Annotated in this window: 22 protein-coding genes; 2 read left to right on the top strand and 20 right to left on the bottom strand. The window is 62.1% G+C overall.

Features of this window, described 5'->3' with window-relative positions:
* Positions 1-123 precede the first annotated feature (123 nt).
* Positions 124-1,587: a PLP-dependent aminotransferase family protein gene (locus KI609_RS09375; protein ID WP_226449384.1), complete on the top strand. Its 1,464-nt coding sequence runs from the start codon at positions 124-126 to the stop codon at positions 1,585-1,587.
* Positions 1,588-1,878: 291 nt separating this feature from the next.
* Positions 1,879-2,181 (top strand): hypothetical protein, encoded by a 303-nt coding sequence (locus tag KI609_RS09370; protein WP_226449383.1) that lies wholly within the window; start codon positions 1,879-1,881, stop codon positions 2,179-2,181.
* A gap of 108 nt (positions 2,182-2,289) precedes the next feature.
* Here the strand turns inward: KI609_RS09370 and KI609_RS09365 are convergent, their stop codons facing one another.
* From KI609_RS09365 to KI609_RS09270, 20 genes are all read right to left on the bottom strand, one after another.
* Entirely contained in the window at positions 2,290-3,021 is a 732-nt protein-coding gene (locus tag KI609_RS09365; protein WP_226449381.1) for a type II secretion system protein, read from the bottom strand.
* Positions 3,022-3,048: 27 nt separating this feature from the next.
* Positions 3,049-4,359 (bottom strand): type II secretion system protein, encoded by a 1,311-nt coding sequence (locus KI609_RS09360; protein WP_226449379.1) that lies wholly within the window; start codon positions 4,357-4,359, stop codon positions 3,049-3,051.
* Entirely contained in the window at positions 4,356-5,585 is a 1,230-nt protein-coding gene (locus KI609_RS09355; RefSeq protein ID WP_226449377.1) for a type II secretion system protein, read from the bottom strand. The genes KI609_RS09360 and KI609_RS09355 overlap by 4 nt, the downstream gene beginning before the upstream one ends.
* Entirely contained in the window at positions 5,582-7,450 is a 1,869-nt protein-coding gene (locus tag KI609_RS09350) for a hypothetical protein (RefSeq protein ID WP_226449375.1), read from the bottom strand. The genes KI609_RS09355 and KI609_RS09350 overlap by 4 nt, the downstream gene beginning before the upstream one ends.
* Positions 7,451-7,928: 478 nt before the next feature.
* Positions 7,929-8,714 carry a prepilin-type N-terminal cleavage/methylation domain-containing protein gene (locus KI609_RS09345; RefSeq protein ID WP_226449373.1) on the bottom strand — a complete coding sequence of 262 codons (786 nt, stop codon included), beginning with the start codon at positions 8,712-8,714 and terminating at the stop codon, positions 7,929-7,931.
* Complete coding sequence (locus KI609_RS09340; RefSeq protein ID WP_226449371.1) at positions 8,714-9,160, bottom strand: hypothetical protein; 447 nt, start codon at positions 9,158-9,160, stop codon at positions 8,714-8,716. Before KI609_RS09340 ends, KI609_RS09345 begins: the two co-directional genes overlap by 1 nt.
* A 292-nt stretch (positions 9,161-9,452) precedes the next feature.
* Positions 9,453-10,721: a type II secretion system F family protein gene (locus tag KI609_RS09335; protein ID WP_226449368.1), complete on the bottom strand. Its 1,269-nt coding sequence runs from the start codon at positions 10,719-10,721 to the stop codon at positions 9,453-9,455.
* Positions 10,722-10,731: 10 nt separating this feature from the next.
* Positions 10,732-12,480 carry a GspE/PulE family protein gene (locus KI609_RS09330; RefSeq protein WP_226449366.1) on the bottom strand — a complete coding sequence of 583 codons (1,749 nt, stop codon included), beginning with the start codon at positions 12,478-12,480 and terminating at the stop codon, positions 10,732-10,734.
* Positions 12,464-13,918, bottom strand: coding sequence for an ExeA family protein (locus KI609_RS09325; RefSeq protein WP_226449364.1), 1,455 nt, complete (start codon positions 13,916-13,918; stop codon positions 12,464-12,466). The genes KI609_RS09330 and KI609_RS09325 overlap by 17 nt, the downstream gene beginning before the upstream one ends.
* Positions 13,918-14,874, bottom strand: a complete 957-nt coding sequence (locus KI609_RS09320) for a tetratricopeptide repeat protein (protein WP_226449362.1) — start codon at positions 14,872-14,874, stop codon at positions 13,918-13,920. Before KI609_RS09320 ends, KI609_RS09325 begins: the two co-directional genes overlap by 1 nt.
* Positions 14,871-16,652, bottom strand: coding sequence for a pilus (MSHA type) biogenesis protein MshL (gene mshL / locus KI609_RS09315; protein ID WP_226449360.1), 1,782 nt, complete (start codon positions 16,650-16,652; stop codon positions 14,871-14,873). The genes KI609_RS09320 and mshL overlap by 4 nt, the downstream gene beginning before the upstream one ends.
* 112 nt (positions 16,653-16,764) lie before the next feature.
* Positions 16,765-17,352, bottom strand: coding sequence for a hypothetical protein (locus tag KI609_RS09310; RefSeq protein ID WP_226449358.1), 588 nt, complete (start codon positions 17,350-17,352; stop codon positions 16,765-16,767).
* Complete coding sequence (locus KI609_RS09305; RefSeq protein WP_226449356.1) at positions 17,349-18,650, bottom strand: hypothetical protein; 1,302 nt, start codon at positions 18,648-18,650, stop codon at positions 17,349-17,351. The genes KI609_RS09310 and KI609_RS09305 overlap by 4 nt, the downstream gene beginning before the upstream one ends.
* Complete coding sequence (locus KI609_RS09300; RefSeq protein ID WP_226449354.1) at positions 18,647-19,150, bottom strand: hypothetical protein; 504 nt, start codon at positions 19,148-19,150, stop codon at positions 18,647-18,649. Before KI609_RS09300 ends, KI609_RS09305 begins: the two co-directional genes overlap by 4 nt.
* Positions 19,151-20,074, bottom strand: coding sequence for a type II secretion system protein (locus KI609_RS09295; protein WP_226449352.1), 924 nt, complete (start codon positions 20,072-20,074; stop codon positions 19,151-19,153).
* A 64-nt stretch (positions 20,075-20,138) separates the two neighbouring features.
* Positions 20,139-20,969, bottom strand: a complete 831-nt coding sequence (locus KI609_RS09290; protein WP_226449350.1) for a type II secretion system protein — start codon at positions 20,967-20,969, stop codon at positions 20,139-20,141.
* 22 nt (positions 20,970-20,991) lie between these two features.
* Positions 20,992-21,816: a type II secretion system protein gene (locus tag KI609_RS09285; RefSeq protein WP_226449348.1), complete on the bottom strand. Its 825-nt coding sequence runs from the start codon at positions 21,814-21,816 to the stop codon at positions 20,992-20,994.
* A gap of 857 nt (positions 21,817-22,673) precedes the next feature.
* Positions 22,674-23,837, bottom strand: a complete 1,164-nt coding sequence (locus KI609_RS09280; RefSeq protein WP_226449346.1) for a Gfo/Idh/MocA family protein — start codon at positions 23,835-23,837, stop codon at positions 22,674-22,676.
* A gap of 57 nt (positions 23,838-23,894) precedes the next feature.
* A complete protein-coding gene (locus tag KI609_RS09275; protein ID WP_226449344.1) occupies positions 23,895-24,905 on the bottom strand; it encodes a sugar phosphate isomerase/epimerase family protein in 1,011 nt (336 codons plus the stop codon).
* 119 nt (positions 24,906-25,024) lie between these two features.
* On the bottom strand, positions 25,025-26,008 hold the full coding sequence (locus KI609_RS09270) for a substrate-binding domain-containing protein (protein WP_226449332.1): 984 nt from the start codon (positions 26,006-26,008) through the stop codon (positions 25,025-25,027).
* Between the last annotated feature and the right edge of the window lie 53 nt (positions 26,009-26,061).

Genomic DNA, 26,061 nt, shown 5'->3' with positions numbered 1-26,061 from the left:
CCGCCACTCTACGCCCAGTCCAAAAATCAGTACAGATTCAGTTTCCAGTTAAAAATACAGATCAGTTTGCTCTGAATCAACCCCCGCCACCCGCCACCCATCACCGTCAGCCCGCCCCACGCCATGAAACGCTACGAACGCCACGCCGACGCCATCGCCCAGCTCATCCACAGCGGTGCGCTGCGCCCCGGCGACCGCGTGCCCTCGGTGCGCGAGGCCAGCCGCACGCGGGGCATCAGCCCCTCCACCGTGTTCGAAGCGTATTACCTGCTGGAAGCCCAGGGCCTGATCCACGCGCGCCCGCGGTCGGGCTATTACGTGAGCGCGCGGTTGCCTGGCGTCGCCGAGGCACGCCCGGCTGAGCCCCTGCCCTCGCGGCCTGCCGCTACCTCTACCGGCGTGGCCATCAGCGACCTGGTGTTCGAGGTGCTGGGCCTGGCGCGCGACCGCGACCTGGTGCCCCTGGGCTCGGCCTTCCCGGGGCTGGAGCTGTTTCCGCTGGAGCGGCTGGCGCGCTGCCTGGGCAGCGGCATGCGCAAGCTCGACCCCTGGAACATCGTGCAAAGCCTGCCACCCGGCGACGAACGCTTGCGCCAGCAGCTTGCACTGCGCTACGGCCTGCACGGCATGACCGTGGACGCGCAGGAAATCATCATCACCAACGGCGCCATGGAGGCCCTCAACCTCTGCCTGGAGGCCGTCACGCGCCCCGGCGACATCGTGGTGGTCGAATCCCCCACCTTCTACGCCGCGCTGCAGGCGCTGGAGCGGCTGAACCTGCAGGCACTGGAAATCGCCACCCACCCGCGCGACGGTATCGACCTGGCGGCGCTGGCCGAGGCCCTGGAGCGCCAGTCTTCGCGCCATCCTCAGCAACGGGTCAAGGCCTGCTGGCTCATGCCCAGCTTTCAGAACCCGCTGGGCAGCCTGATGCCCGAAGATAAAAAGCGCGAACTCGTGGCGCTGCTGGCCCGCCATCAGGTGCCATTGATCGAGGACGATGTGTATGGCGAACTGCACTTTGGCCCCCAGCGCCCGCCACCGGCCAAGGCGTTTGACGGCGATGGGCTGGTGATGCACTGCAGCTCGTTCAGCAAAAGCCTGGCGCCCGGCTACCGCGTGGGCTGGGTGGCGGCCGGCCGCTTTGCCACGGCGGTGCAGCGCCTGAAGCTCATGACCACGCTCTCGGCCGCCACGCCGTCGCAGCAGGCGCTGTCCGAATACCTGGCCCAGGGCGGCTACGACCGGCACCTGCGCCAACTGCGCCGCAGCCTGGCGCAGCAGCAGGCGATGGCGCTGGCGAGCGTGGCCCGGCATTTTCCGCAGGGCACACGTGTGTCGCGACCCGAAGGCGGCTACTTCTTGTGGGTGGAGCTGCCGCCCCATGTCAATGCACTGGAGCTACACAGACAGGCACTCGCACAGGGCATCAGCCTCGCGCCGGGGCAGATCTTCTCTGCCGACCAGCGCTTTGCAAACTGCGTGCGCATCAACTACGGGCACCCGGCGCAGAGCCGCTTCGAAGCCGCGCTGCAGACGGTGGGTGAGCTTGCCACGGCGATGGCGAACACATCGCCCGGCGCATGACACCGCCAATCGCTACATAAACAATAGCACATAACGCATACACAATAATCGCAGGCAGCACATTTGAGCCCAAGCCACCTCGGCAGAACAGCGCGAGAAAGCACATCCCCGGCCGAGCCACACGTTGGCTTGCAGCCACCTGACACATCCGCACCTGCGTTGGAAAGACCCACCTCGGGTTTTCCCGACCTCGGCACCGCTTGTGCGACGGCATACTGGCGGCCGCCCACACCACGGGCTGCGCACCACGGCGGCCCATCCGTCCGCCCGTACACCTCAAGCCCCTTGTTCATGGCCGCTCCCCAGCATGTCCCGTTTCTGACGGTGGAAGACGAAGACGACTGGGTCGTCTCATTCGCGCTGTGCCCACGGGGTGCCCACCGCCTCACACTGGTGCGCACCCCCCGGCTGGAGTTCATGCTGCGGCCCGAGCAGCGCGGTGTGTCGGTGGGCGCCGAAGCGGGCCAGCGCCCCGCCCTGCTAGTGGCCGTGCAATGGGGGCACAAGTGCGTGGACGTAGTGTCCACCGCCAAGCGCTACAGCCTGAGCCACCCGTGCCGCTGCGCTGCGCGTGCTGGGCAAGATGAATTTTGATCAGCGGTTTCAATTGGCGGGGACCTAACCCTCCGACCAACGCGAGCTCAGAGTGGCTGGGCCAGCAGAAGCTGCCAAGGCAAACACCCTCCGCGCATTGGCCAAGTGTCAACGCATCATCTTGAACAAGGCGGTGGTGATGGCCACCTGCGATTCATCCAGCGAAGTGGGTGTAGTGCTACCAAAAGCCATACGGTCATCAATGGGCCAAATTTTCCCGGGAGTGTTGGCCGTAGTGTCGTTCGCTAACGAAACGTCGCGCAGTCGGCCAAACCGTGCATCGCTGTTGCCATCAATCTGCTGGTCCAATGCGGCGGCCAGCGAAAACGTGGTGCCACGAATCACCATGACGTTGCGAGGCCGCGTCTCGTAAGTGCCCACGGTGGCACCGGGCTCAGCCCACTTCATGCTTTGGAAACACACCTGCACCTCCTGGGGGTTGCCATTGCTGTCCAGGTACACATAACGGTCTTGTTGCCCCTCCGTACGTCCGGCGGGCAACCGGATACCGGCGGCCAAAAACGCATTGATCATCGCGTCGCCACACAGCTCTGTACCGGGAGTAGCACTGCTGCCATAAATGCGCCCCGTGGGGTTGGTGGGGTTGTCCCCCGGAGGGTAGCCGACGCCGTTGAAGAACGCCTCGTAGGCCAGCTGCCATCCTTGAATGAAGTCTGTGGAAAGGCGTTGGTTGGCCGCTGACCGTTGCAGGTCGCGCCCCACCGCCACAGCCCCCAACACAAGGCCAATCACCACCAGGGCAATGCTCAGTTCAAGCAGCGAAAACCCGCGCTGCCGCCTCGCGGGCGTAGCCCAATAGTTCGTTGGTTTCGTTGTCATGGTGTACAGCTCTTTGAGCAAAAGTTCTCAATAGCCAATGGCATCAGCCTTCAGCGTGTTGTTGTTGATAGAAATGGCGAGTTCCGTCATGGCGGTGGTTCGCGTGGCAAAGTCCGAATGCACTTGCTTTGCCTCTATCAGAGCGGCGGTCGCCAATCCCGTGGTCACGATAGACAGCCCCACGCCAACGGCGGCTGCCACGATGCCTGCAGCGGCCAATCCGATCTGCACAGCCCGGGCGCCCGCGCTCATTGTCGTGTCCGCGGTTGCTGAAACCATCTCCTTGGCCGCACCCAAAGCACCCGCCGCTGCACCGGCAACCCCCGCAAAGGCAGCAGCCTCGTTGGCTTCTGCCAGTTTGACAGCCACGAACAACTGGTCTCGGTAGTCGTACAGAGCTCGCTCCATGACGAAAGCACCCGTGGCGGCGGTGAAATGCGCGTGCGATATGGCCGACAAGGCAGCACCACAGTGCAGTTCGCCGAACAGCTCCGCATGGCTGGGTGCCACTACAGAGTCGTCATAGGCATTGGTCGCCACGGTGCCAGGTGCTTCAAAGGTCGGATTGGCAGAACTGGCGGTGGCGTTCGCCCCGTCGAAGGCATGTCCGTCTCCGTCAGCATCCAACATGCCTGGAGCGGCAATGACAAACGCCACGGAACGTCTGGTTCCCAGCATCTTCGCAGCCAGCCGCCCCGCAGGTGCAACCAGAGCGTCACTCCCCTTATTCAGAGCCAGACAGACATCCACGAGGTTGACGGCCCTCGCTACACCCAGGGGGCAAGGTGGACTATCTGACGGGTTGCACGCCGTGTTCAAAGGGGCTGCATCGTTGCCAGACTGCGTAATGCCCAACTGAACCGTCGATACCGAAGGGATCGGGGGCTCCTTGTCATTGGGTGCATCCTGATTCTGCGGCTTGGGATTGGGTGTTCGCACGCGCAGCGGATTCATGCGATCCACGGCGGTCGCGAGATCCCGGTCCTCATGCGCGGTGGCTGATGGCTCCCTGTTGACCCCATAGCGTAGGGCCCCGGCCTCAGGACGTGGAAGCCCCAGTGTGCGCCAGGGCACAAACCCCACCTGTCGCAGGCCCGCGCCCTCTGCGCAAGACTCGACACCTGCCGTATCAGCGGCCGGGCAAGGAAGGCGATAGTTCGAGTGCAAAAAACCCACCACGGCATCGCGCGTTTGTTGTTGGGCGTCCACCTGGACGGTGGTTACGCGCTGGCGCTCCGACAGCTGCCAGAAAACGATGGCACCTGGCAATATCAGACCCAGCGCGAGCAAGATGACCGAAATTTCGACCAGGGTGAACCCTTGCATGCGGCGCTTCATGGGTTGAGTCCCTTCACATCCAATTTGGTGGCATTGGTCAAAACTTGCGTGAACGTGTCATACACCTGCGTGGCGTAGGTATCCGTGGCAACTTGCTTTTCCTTGGCCACCTGCAGCGCAGCCTTCGCATCATCAAGCGCCTTGGCTGCGAACACTGTTTGCGCAATTGCCACGGCCAAGTTGGCGGCTGCAATGCTCACCACAAATGCTGTGACTCCCTCAGAATTGGCCGCCGACGCAATACTGATCACGCCGCTAGCGGTAGCCACAGCCAAGGCCAAAGCCGCTGTGGCGACACCGGACTCGGCAGATTGCACCGCTGACTCCGCCGCCGTGATGTCAAACACTCGCAAAGCCCAATACTCCTGCATCACACGCGCACTGTCGTATGCCGCATAGGCACCTTGCGCAGTGGCCTGCATCTCGCTCAGCCGACCCACGCAGCCAATCCGCGCATCCAGATCCGCGGGTCCCACCGCCAGAGTCAAATCGTCGTAGTTCGCATCCTGCGGCCGCCCCGGAAAATCAAAACGCCAAGTCGCGCTGGCGCCGACTGCGTTGTTGCCGTCAAACTGGTTGTTTGCGCCTGGGTGTACCAGCACATAAGCCACTGGCATGCTGTCAGTCACGTTACCAGCAGTGAGTGTGCCGGCCACTGCCGAATTGGAAGCGAAGCCGCGCAGCACACGACACCAATCCAACCCGTTGACTGCGACACGGCGAGCGCTGGCTGCGATGATGGCGGCTTGTGCTCGGGCGGCTGCCGCAGTGACAGTTGCCGACGCTACGATCGGTGGGGAAAACGTGGGGTAAGTCGGTATCACCGGCATGCCGGTGAAGTCGATGTTCAGGTCTGGAGATACGGCCGCAGCGGGCGCTGCTGCCAGGTCCAGCCCCGCCCCCCGGTTCACGCCGTAGTGAAACTGCCCAAAGGCGCTACTTAGCCCCAGGCTTTTCCAGGGCAGCCGCACAGCCGTGACGTCGCCACAGGTTTCGTTGCCGCTGGCATTGGCCGCTGGGCATGGCAGCCTGTGGTGGGCTAGCACAAAACCCTCCACAGCCGCCTGTGCTTCTCCCAACTGCCTCAGCATGGCAGGCCGCTGCATCGGCTCACGGGTGGACACAACCCATCGCCATACGAAGATGCCGATGATTCCAATGATCGCCAGCACGACGGCCAACTCCACCATCGAGAAGCCGAGCTCTCGGCGCAGGGAGCGCTTCATCGCGTCCCCCCTTTCTCGTCCACCTTGATGAGAATATCCAACGCGGCACTTGGGGGCATCGGTGTCACCCCCTTGCCAGTGATGTTGCAAGGTGGAGGATTGTCAGCCTGTGTCTTGAGTTGGTCGTATATGTTTTTGGCATTGGTCACTCGTTTGTTGGCCTCGCCAAGCTGGCTCTGAAGGGCATTGAGCTCCCTTTGCAGCTTGATAGGTTTCAGATACTTGGCATCCGGGTCCGGGCTGACCGATGAACCACCGAAGAGATCCACCAAAGCCGCCTGGATACCTGCGGATGTCACGATGTCGCCCGCTTGGCATACGCCGGCAGACGTGGTCGTGCACCCAGTCGCTGCGGCCGCCGCACCCACAAAGATGGTGTAGCGCCCGGCATTGCTCAAATTGGAATAGGCCGTCTGAAAAATCGTTTGCGCAGATCCGACGCTCGCCTGGGCAGCCGACAGATCACTCTGGGCTGCATTGAGGTTGTTTTGCGCGTTGGTCCGCTCGGTCACCGCCTTGTCGTACTCCGCCTGGAGGGCAACGGGGTCGTTAAGTAGAGTCAACTGCGAAGTCTTCTCCAGCCTCTGTTTCTGCAGCGCGGCCTTCACTGCGGGGTCGGTGGTGGTGGCAATTTGTGCGTCCAGTGCCGCTATGTCGACATTGAGCTGGGAGATCATCGTGGTTCGGTTGGCCAGCATGTTGGCGTAGGTAGCCACCTGATTGGTCCACTGCGTTACCGCCGTCTGATAGTTGTCGCGGCGCATTGTGGCGGCGGTCAAGGAGAACGAATTGGACTCCCAGGTGGTCGCTGCATCCAGGACCGGCAGTATCCGAGAGTCAATGCTGGTGGAGGTGCCTCCGGCGCGCACCTGCGCTACCAGGTTGTTGATCGCAATGGTGCGCGCAACGTTGGCCGCGTTCAGCTCATTGGTTTTGTCGTTGATTTTTGTGATGAGCGTGTTGCGGTCCGCTACAGCATCGTCCCACTCCTTTTTCGCAGCTGCGAGCGTTTGCGTGTAGTCGGTGGATGGGCATGTGAGCGTGGACGCATCGACAGAGCTGTCGGCCAGCGCCAGCGCATTGCCTGCCATCACAGCAGCCACAACGTTCAGCCCCACCGAAACGCCGTTGGCATACAACACGCCGCCCGTCAGCGCCACGGCAGCAGTGTGTTGTGGCGCAGCGGCGCAAGCGTTTACAGCGAGCCCCAGAGTCGCTGCGCAAATCGCCCACTCCACAGCAGCATTACCCGCATCGGAAATGCCACCCAGAATCGTGCCCGTCATATCTGCCGCCGTGATCGCCGCCCCCAGGGCAGCGAAAACGACAGCTTGTTTTGCCGCAGCGATGTTGCCGGTCCGCAGATCGTCCACCTGTGTCACCACATCGTGCGCCAATGCCACGGTGTTGATGGAGTCGATCAGGGGAGCGCAATGCAGCCCGGCGAGCAGGCTCACGTAGGAGTGCTCCATGACGATGTCGTTGTAACGGGCCAGCAATGGCCGACGCACCGGGTCTTCCACGGCGCTGTCTGCAGAGGCGTTCGCCCCATCGAAGAGCGATCCGTTCCCATCTGCGTCGTCATTACCAGGATGAACCAGCGCGTACGCCACCGTGCGAACGGGAGACGACCTCACCTCCGCCATACCCGCCGCGTAAGGTGTTTTGCGCCCATCCTCCAGACGCTGACACAGATCCGCCAATGTCTGAATGTCTGCCTTGTAGGCGCCCCCCGCTGCAGTGGTTGCACGCATGGCATAGGTCTTGCCTGTGGTGTCGTATTCAAGGGGTCGCCATGCGTCGTCCAGCACGGTCAGATCGTTCGCTCCGCCGCCTCGCTGCACGAGGTAGCGCAACTGGCCCACATCAACGCCAGGGTCTGCCCCTGCCAGTCGCAGCGACACGGAGGGCAGCCAGCCTTTCTGGTCGCCAGCGCCACAGTCTTCCAGACCATCACGGTTGGTATCGGGACAAGGCAAGCGCCGCATGACCGTGGCAAACGTCACAATGGCGCGGTCCGCCTGGGCCAACGCCTGCCGCTCCTGGCGTGAAGACTCCACCGCAGAACGTTCACGCCATTGCAGGTAGCCCATGGTCGCCAGACCCGCCAAAACGGCAATGAGAAGTAGCACCTGCACCATCCCAAAGCCGCGCGAGCGATAGCACGACGCACCCTCGCTGCATCGCAAGCCAGTGCCCGAGAACGAACCGTTCTGCCTGGAATGAGGCCCGCGCAATTCGAAAGCGCCAACGCCAAGGCTCGGTACCTCCCGCGAAGGCCCTCCAGCCAGGTGAGCAAAGGCAAATATCAACATGAACATGAGTTATTGGTCTCGAATGCGGCTACGGCAAACTTGCACGCAGCCAGCCAGCCAACTGTGCGGGTGACTCGGCCACCACCACATCATCGGAAGCAAACCTCAGCGGTGCCGAAGGACTTGCTGCACACAGGCTGGCGCTCGTATGGGGTGTATCCAGGCGACTGCCATCGTTGTCCTTGTCTTGGAGCGGCACCACCACCCAATAGGCCACTGGCATTACGGCGTTCGACACGCAATCAATGACCCCAGCCGATCCTTCATCTCCCGTGAGATAGGCGCGGCCGGTGGACAAAGGAAGCGCGGCCGCATTCACAAGCGCCGCAATCAAATCCGTGACGTCAAGGTAGTTGGCTTCGTTGACGGAGTCGCCGGTACGCTCCTTGGAGATGGCCAGATCTGCGTCCAGCAACGGATCTGCGTTGGCTGCACGAAACACCGCGTAGCGGGCACGGTGCTGTAGCGTCGGAATCTCCAGCCCCAAACTGACATATGGAAACCAACCCAACTGGCTACCGCTGGAACACTCGCCAGCGGTCAGCGACTCATAGCCATTCGCCACTGCGCCCACGTCAGGACAAGGCAGACGCCCATAGCGAAGGGAAAAGGCGCGCAATATCGACTGCAGCTGTTGTGCCTGTGCTCGGCCCCTTTCAAGCTGCTGCTGTGCGGAAACGGTCTCGTACGCGCTGAATGACGCCCAAGACAAGAGGCCCACCACCACCAGAGCAACAGCCAGCTCGATCGCCGAAAAGCCGGACTGCAACCGACGCATGCGAATACGCGTCCGCAGCAAGAAGCCCCGCGTCATCACGATTTCCCCGCTGCGGACGGCCGTCGCACGCTGGATTGGAGATCAGCGGCATCAGCACTGATACGCGCGCTGATCTGCTGCAACTGACTCAATACCTCTTGGCGACGCGCGATGTCTTCAGGTTTGGAGCTGCCCGAGATCCGCTGCAACTCCGCATTGAGCGCCTGAACCTTGGCCGTGCTTTCCAACATGTTCCGAAGCGTTTGAAAATAGCGCGGGTCTGTATTTCCTGGCGACAGTTGCTCCAGCTCATCGATGAGTGCCAACGCTTTCTGGGGCGAACCGAGCGCTCCGTTAGACATCATTGCCGCAATATCGGACCGCACTTGGGCCAAACGCTTGCGACGTTCATCAGGCGAAAGTGGAGCAGAGGAAGTTGTTGCAGGAGCCACTGCTGCCGGAGGCTTCCCGGACGACGCCAACTCTTCGGAAGGATGGGACATCGGGCTGGCAGAGCTGCCCTGATTTGACGGCGGTGCGGTCGTTAACCGAGGGACTGGGGAAACGAGACTGTCAGCGCCCCTCCCTCGCGCCGTCCACCCAGCGAAGAACACAATGCCAAGTACGAGCAGAGCCAGGCTGCCGCCGATCAACACAGACTTTTTCATTGCCACCCCGCCAGAATCAACAGGCAACCTTTGGCCAACGATAGGCAAAGTTCAGCCCGCGTGAGTCTGTGCAAATACACACCCCGTGGGCCACGATGGGTGGTGGATGTCATCATGCTGCGCATCTTCACCGCCCCATGCTTTGATTGACTGACTGTCGCACCAAGTCATACACAGGCAATAACAGAGCAACAATCAGGAACAGGAACAATCCCCCCGCAATCAAGATGATCAAGGGCTTAAGGATCTCTGCCAGCGACTTCACCAGCACCTCCAGGCGCTTGCGATAGTCTGCCGCCAGATGCGAGAGTTGCTGGTCCAGACTGCCAGACTCTTCGCCCACCGAAATCATGCGCACGGCCATGGCTGGAAAACCGCCTACGCGCCTCATCGACGATGACATCGATTCCCCGCGCGATACGGACTCCGCCACATGGATGAGACGCGTGCGGTAGTACCGGTTCTTGGTTGCACGGCCCAGAACGCGCAGGCTCGACACCATATCCACCCCCGCGCGCACCAGGATCGAAAGGTGCTCCGTGATGTGCGCCATGCCTGAGGAAACCAGCAGCGTTCGCGCGATTGGCAGACGGTGCATGAGGGTGTAGGTAGCGAGCTGGAAGCGCTCTGATCGCCTGAAGGCAATGACCCCGATCGACACCACGATGGCCGTGACCAGCAACACCCAGGGAAGATGGGTGGACAGCAGGTCTGCGAATGCCACTAGACCTTCCGTAATGGGGGGCAGCTTGGCCTGCAGTTGCTTGAACAGCCGCGCCATGTTGGGCACCACGTAGTAGATCCAGAAGATCGCCACGCCGATGATGGTGGCAAACACAAAGGCCGGGTAGATGAGCGCGGTCTTGACGTCGCGCTTGATGTTGATCATGCGTTCCACGTGCTCGGCCGCCTCGCTCAGCATCTTGTCGAGCGTGCCGGTCTGGTCGCCAATGGAGATAAGGTTGCGCACGGTCTCAGGGAACACGTTGGGGTGCCGATTGAACGCCTCGGTCATGCCCACGCCAGCGTTCAGGTCGTCCAACATGTTGCGGGCCACTGCGGCCATGGCCGGATGGCCCACGCTGTTGCTCTCATCCACCAAGGTGGCCAATGCATCAAGAGCGGGCACACCGGCTCGCATCATCAACCCCAGGTCGCGCAGAAAGCCCGCCAGGTCTTCATTGCGCACCTGCCGGCGAAACAGGTGCAAAAGCACGTTAGAGATGGCCCCCAGCCAGGCAGGAAACTTCCACAGGCTGATGACCGTGCCCTCGGTGTCAGACTCCAGGCGCATGCGCGCCGACAAGTCGCGCTTGACGGCCAGACGCAGCAGTCCAGACCTGACGCCCCCGTGCGGCAGCAATACCCGGTAATAGTATGTATTGAGATTGGACATGCGATGGCTCTCAGTCCTCACCGACCGTGCGCAGAATTTCTTCCATGGTGGTTTCACCCGCGAGCACTCGATGGCGTGCCAAGGTCAAGATAGGGCGCATACCGGCAGCCAGCGCACGCTGGCGCATTTCAGCGCGTGAAGCGTCCGACGCAATAGCGTCGGCCAGATCACGGTTGACAACGAGCATCTCGTAGACCGGCAGGCGGCCCAGGTACCCGGTATCGCGGCAGTGGTTGCAACCCGCGCCATGGAAGACCTGGACGGTTTCATCCTCATGCGCCTGCCCCAACCACCGGCGCTCGTCGTCCGTTGCCAGGCGTGGCCGCACGCAGTGCGGGCAGATGCGCCGCACCAGGCGTTGATTGATGACGGCCACCAGGTTTTCGGCAATCGTCTCTGCATCCACGCCCAGCAGCTTGAGCCGGGGCATGACGCCAAAGATGGTGCCAACGTGCAGAGTCGACAGCACAAGGTGGCCAGTGGAAGACGCATCCAGCGCCGCACGCGCGGTTTCCGAGTCGCGGATCTCGCCCACCAGAATGATGTCGGGATCATGCCGAAGAAAATGCCGCATCGCGTTGGAAAACTCATAGCCCGCACGGCGGTTCACTTCCGTCTGGCAAGCCACGGGAACGCGGTATTCCACGGGATCTTCCACCGTCAGCACGTTACGCTCAATGAGCGGTTGCATGCGCAGCGCGGCATGCAAGGTGGTGCTCTTGCCCGAGCCCGTGGGCCCGGTGATAAGAATCAACCCATGCGGCCGCGAGAAGGCCTTCGCCATCACCGCAACGTCGTCCTTCAGAAATCCAAGGTCAGCGAGCTTGTCCAGGTTGCTGCGCTCGGGCAGCAAGCGCAGCACCATGCGCTCGCCGAACTCGGAGATGAGCGTGGACACGCGAATGGCGTAGGTTTGCTCCATCACCACCGCAGTGAAGCTGCCGTCCTGCGGCAGGCGCTGCTCGCTGGCGTCCATGTCGGCTTGCAGCTTGACGAAAACCACCAGGCGGTCCAGCGCGGGAGACAGTGCAAAAACCGGGCGGAGTACGCCATCCACCCGCAACAGCACCGAGCGGCTGCGCGCTGTGGGCGCAAGGTGAATATCGGTGGCGCGCTCACGCACAGCCAAGTGCAACATGTGCTCCAGCAGCCGCGCTGGGCTGTAAGCGCGGTCTACGTCCGCTTCGAGCTTGCGCACCTCGCTCTCGATCAACTGTGCCGGGGGGTGCTCGGCAAAGTAATAGTGTTGCTGGATGGCCTGTGCAACGCTGTCGAACTCGCCTTGATAGAAGTGGCAGCCCTTGCCCAGTTTGCGCTGCACCAACTCGCTGACCGCGTCTGGCTGTGCGTCGCCCAGCACCACGTCAATCAAGCCGTCGTCGTTCTCACGCACCGGCAAGAACCCATACGTCAAACACAAAGCGCGGTTGAAGAATCCTGCGACTGCCGCGTCAGGCTCTGGCATTTCATCGGAACTGATAAACCGCAGGCCACGCTGGCCCGCCAACTGGCGGGCCACTTCATTGGCACTGACAAAGCCCAATTCCACGAGAAGAGCACCCATGGGCACCTTCTCGATCTTTTGCTTTTGCAATACGTAGTCGATGGCCACCGCTGACACCAACCCCGCATTGACCAACGCAGCGCCCAACGAGGGGCTCTTTTCTTTGAGAACCGTCAGGCGATCTGCAACAGACACGCCAGAGGAGGACAACGACTGGCCTGAAATCTCCGGCAATGATTCAGCGGGGGGATGCATCCAGATGCTCCAAAAGTAAGAAGGTCAATTCGTCAGGCTTGCCCGTAGGAGCCAAGCCGTTTTGCTGCTGAAAGCGGGCGAGCGCCTCCCCAGTCTTGGTGCCAAAAAATCCGTCCCCAGGCTCGCGCGGATCGAGCAGCCCCAGGCTCTTGAGCTTTGCCTGCACCTTGAGCGTCGCCGGTTGTGCAGCCACGATGTGGCGCGCCTCACCGCGCTCCAGCCATACCACCCAAGACTCTTGCCCCTCCACGAAACGACAGAACCGTGCGGAAGACTTCCAGGCATCAGACACCCCGACCGGCAAGCGCTGCGTGTGCACCACTTCGTCGGCAAGCGCCTGCGCCTCCATGTGGGTCTCGCAAGCACGGCGAGGTGAAACCTCAGCGGACATAGCAGAACCGTGCGCAAGGCCAGAAACAGAAGCGGCAGAGAGGCTGGGTTGCGCAGGCGTAGCAACTACGGCAGCATCACTCGTTGCCCCCAAAGCGCTTGCTTGCGGAGGACCCAGTCCGAAACTGGCAAGTGCCACGGTGGCCGATGTACCCGCCAGCAAGCCCGCAAGAATCCACACTTTGCGAAGACGAGGGCCGGTGACCGCCGTGGCGTGCATCGCCTCATCGCCCAAGGCGGGCACATCAGCCACAGCACGTTGAACCAGTGCCACCGTGACCACGGACCCACGCGTGCTGGCGAGCCCATAAAGGCAGCGGTCCAGCACAAGATGAATGCGCCGAAGGTTGCCTTGTGTCGCGCAATGCAAGGCGTGGACTGCAGAGGCTTCGATGGACAAGCGCCCTTCCGCGCCCGCAGCGTTGACCCGAAAATCGAAATACCTCGCCAGCTCATCCTTGTGCAAGCCATTGAGGCGCGCATGCTTGACGATGCGGCTCTTGAGCTGACGCAACTCAGGCGTCGCCAGTTTCTCTTCAAGCTCTGGTTGCCCCACCAGCAGAATCTGCAACAGTTTTTCCTGGGCTGTTTCCAGGTTGCAAAGCAAGCGCACCAACTCCAGCGAATCAACGCTCAGGTTCTGCGCGTCATCAATCACCAGCAAATTGATGTCACCAGCCTGGTGCTTGGTGATAAGGAACTCCGTCAGACGTGCAAGGCCCTGTTCCAGTGAATCTGTGGGCGGCAGGCCAAAGTCTGCCTGGATGGCTGACAGCAAGGCACTGTCCTGAAGAAACGTGTTCAGAATCAACGCCGAATGGCAATTCGTACCTTGAAGCGTGTCCAGCAAGCGCCGCACCAGCGTGCTCTTCCCAAGCCCCACCTCTCCCGTCAGCAACACAAAACCCTTGCGGGCCTCAATGCAGTGGACGATCTCGGCAAAGTCCTCTTCCAGGCGGGGCGTAAAAAAGTACGACCCCGCATCTGGCGTGGGAGGAAATGGGTTGCGCGACAAACCCAGCGTTGCATAGATGGAGCTGGCAGTCATTACCGCGCTGCCGGGGTGAACTGGGCCAAGGCCGCCCGCAGGGCGGCGGAGTCGGGCTGCAGGCGCATGGCAGCATCCAGCGTTGCACGGGCTTCTTCGGGTCTCTTCTGATGCGCCTGAATGCTCGCCAGATTGATGGCCGCCTCTTCATCGGCAGGCATGCGTTCGATGATGGCCCGGTAGCCGTCCGCAGCGGCGGCCTCGCGCCCTGCACTCAAGTCGTACCACGCCTGCGCACGCAGCCGCCCCAAAGACCCTGCAGGCAGCCGCTCTTTGAGCGTGCCAAGCGCCCGCTCGGCATCGGCCCCCCGTCCTTCTTTCATGGCAGCCACAAAGCGGGCAAATATCAGCTCTATCGGGGTGTCATCCACCACGGGTTGCACAATAGGAGCGGGCGCAGCCTGCACCACGGGTCTTGCCGAACGCATTTGTCGCTGCGCAACAGGCCGCAGGTTTACCTGCGCAACGGTCGGTGCAGCGGCAGGAAGTGCCCCCACTGCAGCGGTGGTGCCGATGGGCGCGGCAAACACCACCGCCGGAGCCGCAGGAGTAGATGGCACAGTCACGCTCGCATGCGCAGCGGTCTGTATGTGCGGGGCTGCAGGGGCTGCAGACGCAACGGCAACATCGATCGGAGCCGCCGGTGTAGCGTTTGCTGCGACAACATCTGCAGGCGGGGTGTCTGCGGCCGCTGCGACAGGCACTGGCGGCGTCAACGGCTGTGGCGCAGCGTTGACGGTGGCAACCGCCACGGGCGACAGATCGGCCCGTGGCTTGGCCTGGCTTTGCCAGGTGAACCAACCCACCATACCGGCGCCTACCACGAGCACAAAGGCCAACACGGCGTCCAACCACGCCGGGCGGCGACGCATCGCCGCGGCAGGCGCGCGCGCTGGCACCATAGTCGGGTCTTGGGGCGCATCCATGGACTTGAGCGCGTCGTGAATGAGGCTCATAGCACACGCACCCGCAAAACGATCACCAGCTCGCGGCTGCCGTGCACCTTGTTCTCGTTGCCAAACAGCTTACCGAACAGCGGCACGTCAGACACTCCAGGCGCGCCCCGGTCGTTGTTGGAGGTGCGCTGGTCAATCAGTCCGCCTACCACCACCACGTCGCCATCGCCCACATTGAGCGTAGTGGTCAAACCCTTGTAGCTCACCTTGGGCAGAGATACCAGGTTCTCGCCGCCCACCGCCACCAGCTGCAGGCTGGCCGGGTCGACATCACTTTGCATGGGGTTGAGCAGTAGCTCAATACGGCCATCGTCGCGCACCATCGGCAGCACACCTACCATCACACCCGAGAACACGGTGTCGGTCTGAACGCTTGAAGACGTAGTGGACGCCCCGCCACCAGGCACCGTCTGCGTGGATGCCGACTGAGAGACATAGCGCGAGCTGGTGCCCACCGACAGCAGCGCTGGCGTGCCATTGCGCACCTGTACATTGGGATTGGAGAGCACCTTCAGGTTGCCGAAGGAGCGCAGTGCGTTAATAACGATCCCGTAGTTGCTGCCTTGGTAAGAAACCCCGAGCGCTGGGCCAGCGACGCTACCGATAATCGCAGCAGGAATCGAGATGGCGCGTGAGGAGTAGCCCGTGCCCGCGTTGGGCAGTGTTCCTGAGCTGCCACCCAGCTGCATGGGCGAAGAACCAAAGCCCGCAGCAAGGCGGCTGCGCAGGCTGTTCCAATCCACACCAAACTCAAAGTTGTCCGACAGCTGCACATCGATCAGTTGCGCCTCGACATACACCTGCTTGCCCAGCACCTTGTGCACCTGCGCCAGCATTTTTTCGACCGCACGCATCTTGGATGGGCGGGCCTTGACGTACAGCGTGCCTGTCATCTTGTTCAGGGTGAAGCCGCTGTCCTCACCCATGGTCGCCAATGGCGCCTGAGGCAAGACAGCGGGTCGAACGGGCGTGGGCGCCCCGGGCCAAGGCGACGACAAGTTGGCCGACAAACCCTGGTTTTGCTGTTGCTGCTGTTGGAAGGCGCGGTCCTGGGCGCTGTCACCCAACACCGATTTGATGGCGTTCTCCAACTCCATGTACGGGTCGGTAGTACCGCCGCCAGAGCCAGACATCGTCAAGCTCCCCTGTTGGGCGCCTGACCCACCACTGCTTCCGCCGCTCCCCCCACCGCTGCTACCGGAGGTGCCGCTGCCAAACACATTGCCGCCAGAGCCCATCTGGATGCTGGACTTGGTGTTCAGAAAATTGAGTGCAAAGAACTTTTCTTCTGTCAGGTTCACCCGCAAGGTGTTACCCCGGAACTCCCCCGCCACGTCATAGGTGCGCAACACTTCGTTGAACCCCTCGCGCAACGTGACTTGCCGCAGGTGCATGTCAGCCAACTGACCGCCCTTGAGAACATTCGGGTCCACGATCAGGTTGAGCTGCCCCGCATCGGAGAAAGCCCCCAGGATCTGGCTAATGCTGGCCTTCGACATGGCTACATTGATCAGCTTGCCTTCCAGGGGATCGAACACAGGGGCCATCGGCGCGATGACCGGTGGGGCCGCAGCCTTGTTCATTTCGGCGAGCAGCATCTGCTGGTGAATCAAAAGCCGCTGCGACTCCTGCACTGCGTGTTCGCGCATCTGGTCGGCCGCTGCGGTATCGGGCGGCGCCAGGCTCGACGCGCTGCGTGGGGACTGGTTGGCGCACCCACTGAGCGCGACTGCGGCACACACCAGGGCCACGGGCTTGAAAAACGGAAAATTGTTCATGTCGCTGTCCTTGGCACTGCTAGCGTGATTCTTGAAATATTCGAGAGGGAGAGTTCGTTCCGGAGCACGAGGCACCGCGAAACACCGGCAGTCGCACAGACTGCCTGGTCATTCACGGCAAGCTCCTGATGGGGCCGGGCTGACCGCCAGGCAAGCCGGCCTTGAATTCCTGCGAATTGACGCTTGCGAGCGACCCATCAGCCCATCGCAACGTGCCCACTCGCAGCTCCCCCTCAGGCAAAGTCAGCGTTTGACGCCCCAGGCGCTCGACGACCACCGCTTCATTGGGTCGTACACGCACAATCCGGCCTCCGCCATCCAGGCGTGCACCCTGGCGCACCAGGCGGCCATCGATGACCACGGACTGGGTCTCCGCAGACAAGTCATCCAGATGCAACGACAGCGAGCGACGCGGCATCTGCACGCTGCCCACGACCTCGCTGCCGGGCACAGGCAATGCAATCAAACCCAGCGGGTCTGTGCCTGCGCGGGCCGCTTGAGCCTGAACACGTGCCATCGCGTCAAAGGCATCGACAACCCGACTTTGCTCATTGCGCAAGGCGGGGGGCAGGGGCGCCAGTTCGCTCACGATGGGCCGCAACGTGGGGGTGCGCGCCTGACTCAGCTGAATCACCCCATACAGGCCCCATCCCAACAAAAGGATGGCCAAGCCATTCAAAAACAAAGCTGCGAATTTCATGGTTTCACATTTCCTGTGGCAGTCACCGACGAAACCAACTCGTACGAGAAGGCGCCAGGGCCCGTGTAGGTGGGGTCCACCGCCTTGAGCGTCCAACCCGCTTCAATCATCTGGGACACCCAGCGCGTCACCGCTGCCGACGCCCCGGCCGCCATCACGCCGTCCACCCGAAACGAGCGGACGGTGCTCACTCCGGTGGCGGTTTCAAGGCGCACGCGCTGTATGCGGATGTCCTTTCCCGTCGAGGCCTTGAGCAGGGCAAGAAAAGCCACAGGGTCATGCCGCGCACCTTCGTCCAGCACGCGCGAAAACTCGGCCACGGGCAAGAGCTTTTTCGGAGCCTCTACCGTCGACACTGCCTGTATGCGCTGCTCCAATGCCGTCAACTCACTGCGCTGACTCTGGCCTTCTGCACGCTGCTGATCGGCCATCTGGCCCACCAGTACACCCAGCATCACAAGCACCAGCCCCACCAAAGCAGTCACCACCGTGATCGGTGCAACCCAGCGCTCGGCGCGCCACGCTACGCGTTCCACCAGCGGGTTCAGCGCATGCCGCCCCGCGGCTTCACGAGCCAGCTCAGGCAACACCGTATGCACACGTTCGCCACCCATGGCAAATTCGGTGGTCGGCATCACGCCCGGTGCGCGGCCCAGCATGCTGCGCACAGCGGCCTGGTACGTGTCGATGTCGGCAGTGCTGGTGGTCCACATCGCGCCGCACTCCACGGCATCGGCTCCCAGGCGCTTCAGCAATGCCCCCTGGTTGGCTGTCATGACGTGTGCCGCACTGGTCATCGCCGAAATACCCGACCCCAGCGCCTGGGTGGAGCCGAACACCATGCCCTCTTCCGTCTGCGCAAAACACATCAGGCGCCGCTGCGACAGCATCACCCGTGCGTTGCCACTCGTAACGCCACGGCACAGCAGACCGGTCGCCGTCATCACCAGGCAATGGTCTGCCTGCTCTTGCGCCCATTGCGTGCAACGCTGCCACAGCTCCAGCGAGATGGCCGTGAAGTACACCTGAAAGCCCCCTGGCATCTTGACCAGGCGGTGCACCACGATGTGCGCGGCGCCCTCCACCAGACCCTGTGTACGCACCCGTTTTTCAATCAGTGCCGCCGCGTAATCGGACTTGCCCTCAAAGCGCCAGACATCCGTAAAAACGTCATCCAGATCCAACACCACAAGCGCGCTGTGCGTGAGCTGAGGCCACGCTGGAACAACATCAACTTGCTGACCATGGCAATGCAACCAACCAGCGCTTGCAACGCGATAGATATGTTCGGTGCTCATGGCTTGACCCTGAAAGGCTGCGAAACAGACACCGTCTGAAAATGCAGCGTGCCGCTGACACCCAGCACCAGACCCTGGTCCCCAGGCAGCGGAGGAATAAACAGGCTGGCTTCAGGCGACACCGTGGCAATGTCAAAGAGATCGGCCACAAAGATGGCGCCCGCCCCCCCTCGTCCCAGCTCCCCCAAAAACTGCGCGGCCTCTGCACGGGTGGCAGGCCCCTGTGAGCGGCGCAACCTGCGCTCGCCCCACTGCGAAGGGTCAAACCCCATGCGATCCACCTGCAGCGCCACATCCTTGATTGACCGCACCAGTTGCTCCCGCTGCTGCACCTCAGGAACTAGGCGGCGTGCGTTGTCTAGCGCCGACTGCAGTTGCCCATGCTGCTGGCGCTCGAAAGCCAGGCGCTTGAGCCCACTTTGAGCCAACCAGGCACCACCGCCCAAGAGAGCTGTGGCCAGGGCAAGTGAGACAAGCTTGAGCGTGCGGGTGGCGTTCAATTACTGCTCCATCGTCCAGTGGGCGGTCAGCAAGATGACGCGGTCTTCGTCATACGTGCGGCCCGTGGCTGTGCCACCGGCGTTGCCGCTGGCGTTGTCGATGCCTTGGCGTGTGTCGCTATTGTTCATGGCGCTATTGGCCTTCGTATCGGCAATGTTGTTGCCTTCGGTGTTGTTGGCCTCCCACTGATTGCCAGGCGCATTGGCTTGGGTCGAGGCCGTGTGCGCAGGGCGGCTCTGAATGCGAAAGCGCCCTTCGCGGGAGTCAGGCTTGCCGTCGACCACCTGGTCCATGAAACGGGCCAGATCGGGCGTCAGCCCCCGAATCACCATCACATTGCCTGCACCGCTGGCCGTGCCCGAGGTATTCCACTGGAAGCACACTTGCAGCTCCACAGCGTTCCCGTTGGAGTCGATGTACAGGAACCGGTCCTCATGCCCTTCACCACGGCCGGGCGGCATGCGCACGCCTGCACGGGTCATGAGGGTGCGAAGATTCTGGGTCGCCAAACCGGCATCACCTGGGCCAGACTGGCCTGGCGCGTAACCTTGGCCACTGCAAATCTTGAGCGCTCGATTGTCAAAATTCTCAGGGATGCCGGCGACCTTCATGGACCCTGCACGCGTGCAGGCGTCGCCCCCAAGAATCGTGGTCTCAGAGCCATTGACCATGTAGGTCGAGGCTTGTTGGCAATCGCCCAGCACCACACCAGTGCGCTGGTAATACTGGTCGTACGCCATCTTCCACTGGTAGGCGAACTTGTTGACGGCCTTTTGATATTCAGCGTTGCGCTGCACATCCTTGCCGATGGCAATGGCGCCAATGATGAGGCCGATGACGGCCAGCACAATGGCCAGCTCTACCAGCGTAAAGCCCTGCTGAACCTTGCGGCCAAGCCTGCGAAATGAATTGGATTTAGGCATTAGAAATCTCCGGCGATAAGTCGATACGGATGAGGTAAGTTGTTTTCAGAAAGATGCAAACCAGTCACTGGTTCATCTTGTAGATAGCGGTAACGATGACCACCTGGTCTTCGTCAAAGCTGCGGTCCCGGGCGTGAGCAGGGTCGATGGAGTCACGGTTGGTGGCTTGCCATTCCTGGCCGGGGGCGTTAACCGCACCACCCGCGTTGTTCTCAACACCTTGACGACGGAAGCGACCTTCGCGTTCATCGGGCTTGCCGTCGATCATCTGGTCCAGCGAACGGGCCAGGTCGGGCGTAAGGCCCGTGATGATCATTACGTTGCCAGAGCCTTCGCCCACCGCATTGACCGCAGATCCGTTGCCCAGCGGCACGTTCCACTGAAAGCAGACCTGAATCTCTTGAGGGTTGCCGTTCGTGTCCAGATAGACATAGCGATCCTCCAGCCCCTCCGCACGGCCGGGCGGCATGCGAACCCCCACACGTGTCATCAGCGTGCGCAGATCCACACGGTCGCCCGTGCGGGCCACCATGCCTCGGCCAATGGCCTTGTCGCAAATGGCGCCGGGGGGGGTTACACCCGTCATGTTCCGGCCAGACCGAAGCTTGGCCGTGACCAGCTGCTCGCCGTTGACCATGTTCTGCGGAGCAGTCTGGTCATCACCCAGCACAACCCCCGCACGCTGGTAATACTGGTTGTAGGCCTGCTCCCACTGGTCGAGGAACTTGTTCTTGACCTTGGTGTACTCGGCATTGCGCTGCACATCCTTGCCGATGGCAACGGCGCCGATGATGAGCCCGATGACGGCCAGCACAACCGCCAGCTCAACCAGTGTGAAACCCTTTTGACGCAGCGAATGCAGCCGGCGTGCAGGGAGCTTGAATGCTTGTTTCATGATGTTGATTCCTCGCCCTGATTCACTGATTCATCTTGTAAATGGCGGTCAGGGTGATGACCTGCTCTTCGTCACGCGTGTTGCCCGCGTCCTTCGCCCCTGTGGTGGGCGACGGGGTTGCGTCGCGGCCAAACGTGTTGTTGGCGGACCACTCCACCCCGGGGGCGTTGTTGGTGCTGTTGTCGATGGTTTGCAGGCGGAAGCGCCCTTCACGCGCATCGGGCTTTCCGTCGATCATCTGATCCAACATGCGGGCGAGGTCTGGCGTAAGCCCCGCGATCACCATCACGTTGCCAGCGCCTGCAGCCGTGGTGGGACTGTTCCACTGAAAACACACCTGGATTTCTTGCGGGGCACCGTTGGTGTCGGTGTAGACGTACAGATCCTCCTGCCCCTCGGCACGGCCTGGCGGCATGCGGATCCCCGCACGAGTCATGTAAACGCGCAGGTCGTTGGTGTTGGCAACGTACGCATTCGCAGAGTTGCGAATCACGGTGTCCGCCTCAGGGGTATGGGCACAAACAGGGGCAGGCAAAGTTGCACCAGCCATGTTGCCCCCCGAAACAGGCAGACCTGCCGCTGCTACGTAGCTGGTGCCGTTAACCATGATGCGCGGCGAAATCTGGCTGTCGCCCACCACCACGCCAGTGCGCTGGTAGTACTGGTTGTACGCCTGCTCCCACTGGTCAATGAACTTGTTCTTGATCTTGGCGTAATCGGCGTTGCGCTGCACGTCCTTGCCGATAGCGACGGCGCCAATGATGAGCCCGATGACGGCCAGAACCACGGCCAGCTCAACAAGGGTGAAACCACCCTGCACAGCTCGGGGGCTAGCGGAACATTGCATGCGCCGAGAGGGCAGGACGGGAAAGAGTGATCGCATGATTTCCTCAAGCGTTGAAATAAGAGTGAGCGCGAAGACTACTGAACGTAACGAATGCAAACAAGTGAAAACTGCGCACAGCCAACGAACCGAAAACTGCTTTTTTAACCACTGCGGATCTGAACAAAGTGACTGGAGGCGCAAGGGCCACACAAAGTCAAACCATTCACTTTTCCTCAATGAAATCAACGATTTTTCATATCCATCCGCAGCTTCTAAAAGTTCAAAAGACGGTGCGCAAGCATCGCGTACTGGGTCTCTACAAGCCATAGTGCGTATGGATTAGCGACACAAAATAACCAAAACAAACAACTAAAGATACATTTTGATAGATTTCAACTATCAAAAAATCGAGGGTTTACCCGCAGATATTTACGTACCTGTATCTGCACATAACTTCATTCGGCCGTGGTGAGCAGCATCGACGTCACTGCGCAACCTGCTTTTTGGTGGTTGGCGCGACCAAATTAGTGCGGTCGCCCCGATGCGGTAGGGGCGAGCAACACGCCAATCTGATGGCGCGCAGGGAGCAGTGTCGAGAGGGCAGCGAAGTACGTGGGGCGTGCCCTCAAGTGAAGGCGTATCCACGTCGGCACAGCAAAGGAGTACGGTGCTGTGCGCGGACGCACTCACCAACCCGCGCAATATCTACCGGCACCAGCAATGAAGGCTGCGCGCAAGGAGACAGGCCGGGTCTCACCAGAATGCGTAACACCTTCGCGCTGCGCGACGACGGAAGACGCGCTGAAGACGCACAGAAATGCGACGTGACAGGAGAAGGGGCCGCCCCCAGCTACCCACCACTTAGCGCGCGCAGACCCTCACCCCAGCGCCGTCCACTTGCGCTCGCTGGCGGCGGATTCCACCACCTTCTCGATAAAACGCACGCCTTGCGCGCCGTCTTCCACGCGCGGGTAGTCGGCGGCCAAGGGGTCGGCCGTGCGGCCGGCGGCGCGGGCACGGATGTCGGCGGCCACGCCCAGGTAGATGTTGGCAAAGGACTCGATAAAGGCCTCCGGGTGGCCCGGTGGCAGGCGGCTTGCACGCAGCGCTGCGGGGCTGAGCCAGGGAGAGCCGCGCGTGAGAATGCGGCGGGGGCCATCCACCGGTGAATGCACGAGGTGGTTGGGCTCCTCCTGCCGCCAGGTGATGGTGCCCAGCGTGCCAGAGACCTGCAGGCGCAGGTCGTTCTCCAGCCCCGCCGCCACCTGCGATGCAACGATGACGCCGCGTGCGCCATTGGCATAGCGCAGCAGCAGTTGCGCGTCGTCATCCAGCTGGCGGCCTGCGCCGAAGGTGGTGAGGTCGGCACACAGCGCCTGCGGCCGCAGGCCGGTGACGGTGGCGGCCAGGTTCTCGGCGTGTGATCCGATGTCGCCCATGGTGCCCACGGCGCCGCTGCGCGCCGGGTCCAGCCGCCAGTCGGCCTGTTTGTTGCCGCCACCCTGCTCCACCGCCGTGGCCAACCAGCCTTGTTTGTATTCGGCCGTGATCTTGCGCAGCTCGCCCAACGCGCCGCTTTGCACCAGGTGGCGGGCCTCGCGCACCAGGGGATAGCCGGTGTAGTTGTAGGTCACGCCGAACACGGTGCCCGCCTTGTGCACTGCCGCCACCAGCTCATCGGCCTGCGCGCTGGTGTGCACCAGCGGCTTGTCGCACACCACGTGAAAGCCCGCCTGCACAAAGGCCAGCGCCACCGGGTGGTGCACATGGTTGGGCGTGACGATGCTCACCAGGTCGATGCGCTCATCCGCCGGGCGGCGCAGTTCGTCGGCCAGCAGGTCCTGCCAGCTGCCGTGATTGCGGTCGCCTGCCAGGCCCAGCTCGGCGCCGGATGCGCGGGCGCGCTCGGGGGATGACGACAGCGCGCCGGCCACCAGCTCGAACTGGCCATCGAGCGCCATGGCCTTGCGGTGCACTGCGCCAATGAAGGCGCCCTGGCCGCCGCCCACCATGGCGTAGCGGAGCTTTCTTTGACTGGACATACGAAACGCCTTTGCTCGCTGTGTGTTGTTGTTATCGGTTTTCTGGAGGCGGCGTGGCTAGGCCTGCTTGTCGCGCGCAAACACGGCGTCGAATGCACCCGCCGCCGGCTTGAAATCCAGCCGCTTGCAGAACGCCGCGCTCTCCGTGGCGCCGTGCACGCGGTCCATGCGGCTGTCTTCCCACTCCACCGAGAGCGGGCCCTGGTAGCCAATGTCATTGAGCGCAACGATGATGGATTCGAAATCGATCATCCCGCGCCCCACGCTGCGAAAGTCCCAGTGGCGCCGCGCATCGCCAAAGCTGGTGTGCCCGCCAAACACGCCCACTGTGCCGTCGCCCTTGCCCCACCACACGTCCTTCATGTGCGCGTTGTAGATGCGGTCGGCAAACTGGCGGATGAACCTGATGTAGTCCACGCCTTGATAGGCCAGATGGCTCGGGTCGTAGTTGAAGCCGAAGCGCTTATTGCCGCCTACGGCTGCAATCGCGCGCTCGGCCGAGGCAATGTCGAACGCGATTTCGGTAGGGTGCACTTCGAGTGCAAAGTTGATGTCGTGCTGCTCGAACACATCGAGGATGGGGCCGAAGCGCTTGGCGAAATCGGCAAAGCCTTTGTCCCAATACGCCTGCGTGGTGGGCGGAAAGGCATAGATCGAGTGCCACACCGACGAGCCGGTGAAGCCCGTCACCGTCTTCACGCCGAACTTCGCGGCAGCGCGCGCCGTGTCTGCCAGCTCGCTAGCGGCCCGCTGGCGCACGCCCTCGGGCTCGCCATCGCCCCACACATGCGGCGGCAGGATGGACCGGTGGCGCTCGTCGATCAGGTCGCACACAGCCTGGCCCACCAGGTGGTTGCCGATGGCAAAACACTGCAGGCCGTGCTGGGCCAGCAGGGCGTGTTTGTCTTTGACGTACTGAGGCGACGACAGCGCCTGCTGCACGTTGAAATGGTCGCCCCAGCAGGCCAGCTCCAGGCCGTCGTAGCCCATGCTTTTGGCCAGCGGCGCAAGTTGGGCCAAAGGCAGGTCGGCCCACTGGCCGGTGAAGAGGGTGACGGGTCTTGGCATGGCGGCTCCAAGGGGCGTGGGGTTGCAGTTGCAGATGCAAAGCGGCAAGCAGCTATACTTTTTATAGCTGCTTGCGCTTTATGAATAAGCGCTAGAGGCCTATTTGATTCAAAACACCATCAGAACGGCGAATCCGGGAAGTAGAAGTCCTTCGCGTTCTCTTTGGTGATCAGCACCGACGGAATGATGGTGTTGGCGGGCAGTTTCTCGCCCTTGATGCGCGCCTCGGCCGTGAGCTTGATCGAGTCGTAGATGAACTTGGGGCTGTACGACACGTTGGCCTGGATCAGCGGGTTGCTGCCGTCCCTCAGCGTCTTGATCATGCCCTTGGCACCCGCGCCGCCAAACACCAGCTTGATGTCCTTGCGCTTGGCCTGCTCGATGGCCTTGAGCACGCCCACGGCCATATCATCGTCGGCGGCCCACACGGCGTCGATCTGCGGAAAGCGCGTGAGGTAGTCCTGCATCACCTTGAAGGCGTCGTCGCGGTTCCAGTTGGCGTACTTGGCGTCCAGCAGCTTGATGCCAGGGTAGTTCTTCAGCACGCTGTTGAACGCGTCCATGCGCTCGTTGTCCAGCGTGGTCGCAATGCCGCGCATGGCCACCACGTTGCCCTTGCCGCCCAGCGCCTTGGCGATGTATTCGGCCGGAATTTTGCCGAACGCCGTGTTGTCACCGGCCACATACGCGTCCTGCGCGCTGGTGTCCGTCAGGCCCCGGTCCACCACCGTCACGTACACGCCCTTGGCCTTGACCTGGGCCACAGGCTTGGTCAGCGCTGCGGATTCGAACGGGAAGATGACCAATGCGTTGATCTTGTTCACCGTGACTAGGTCCTGCAGCTGGTTGGCCTGCTCGGGCGCGCCGCCTGCGGTCTTGACGATGACCTGCAGGCCCGGGTGGGCCTTTTCCAGGTCCTTCTTGGCCTGGTTGGCCCAGTACACGATGCCGCCGGTAAAGCCGTGCGTGGCCGACGGAATGGCCACACCCACCACCGTCTTGTTGGCCTGGGCCATGGCGGGGCCGGCCAGCGCCAACGCTGCGGCGGCACCCACGGCCGAGAGGGCCAGGCGGCGGGTGAAAGAAGAAAGTTGGCTGTTCATGCGTTGTCTCCTGTTGCTTTAGAAAATGGCCAAGAAAGCTGGCCGGCTGGGGA

The organism is Acidovorax radicis (assembly GCF_020510705.1).
GTDB lineage: Bacteria > Pseudomonadota > Gammaproteobacteria > Burkholderiales > Burkholderiaceae_C > Acidovorax > Acidovorax radicis_A.
Note: the sequence above shows the minus strand (reverse complement) of the source record. Positions and strands in the feature narration are given on the sequence as shown.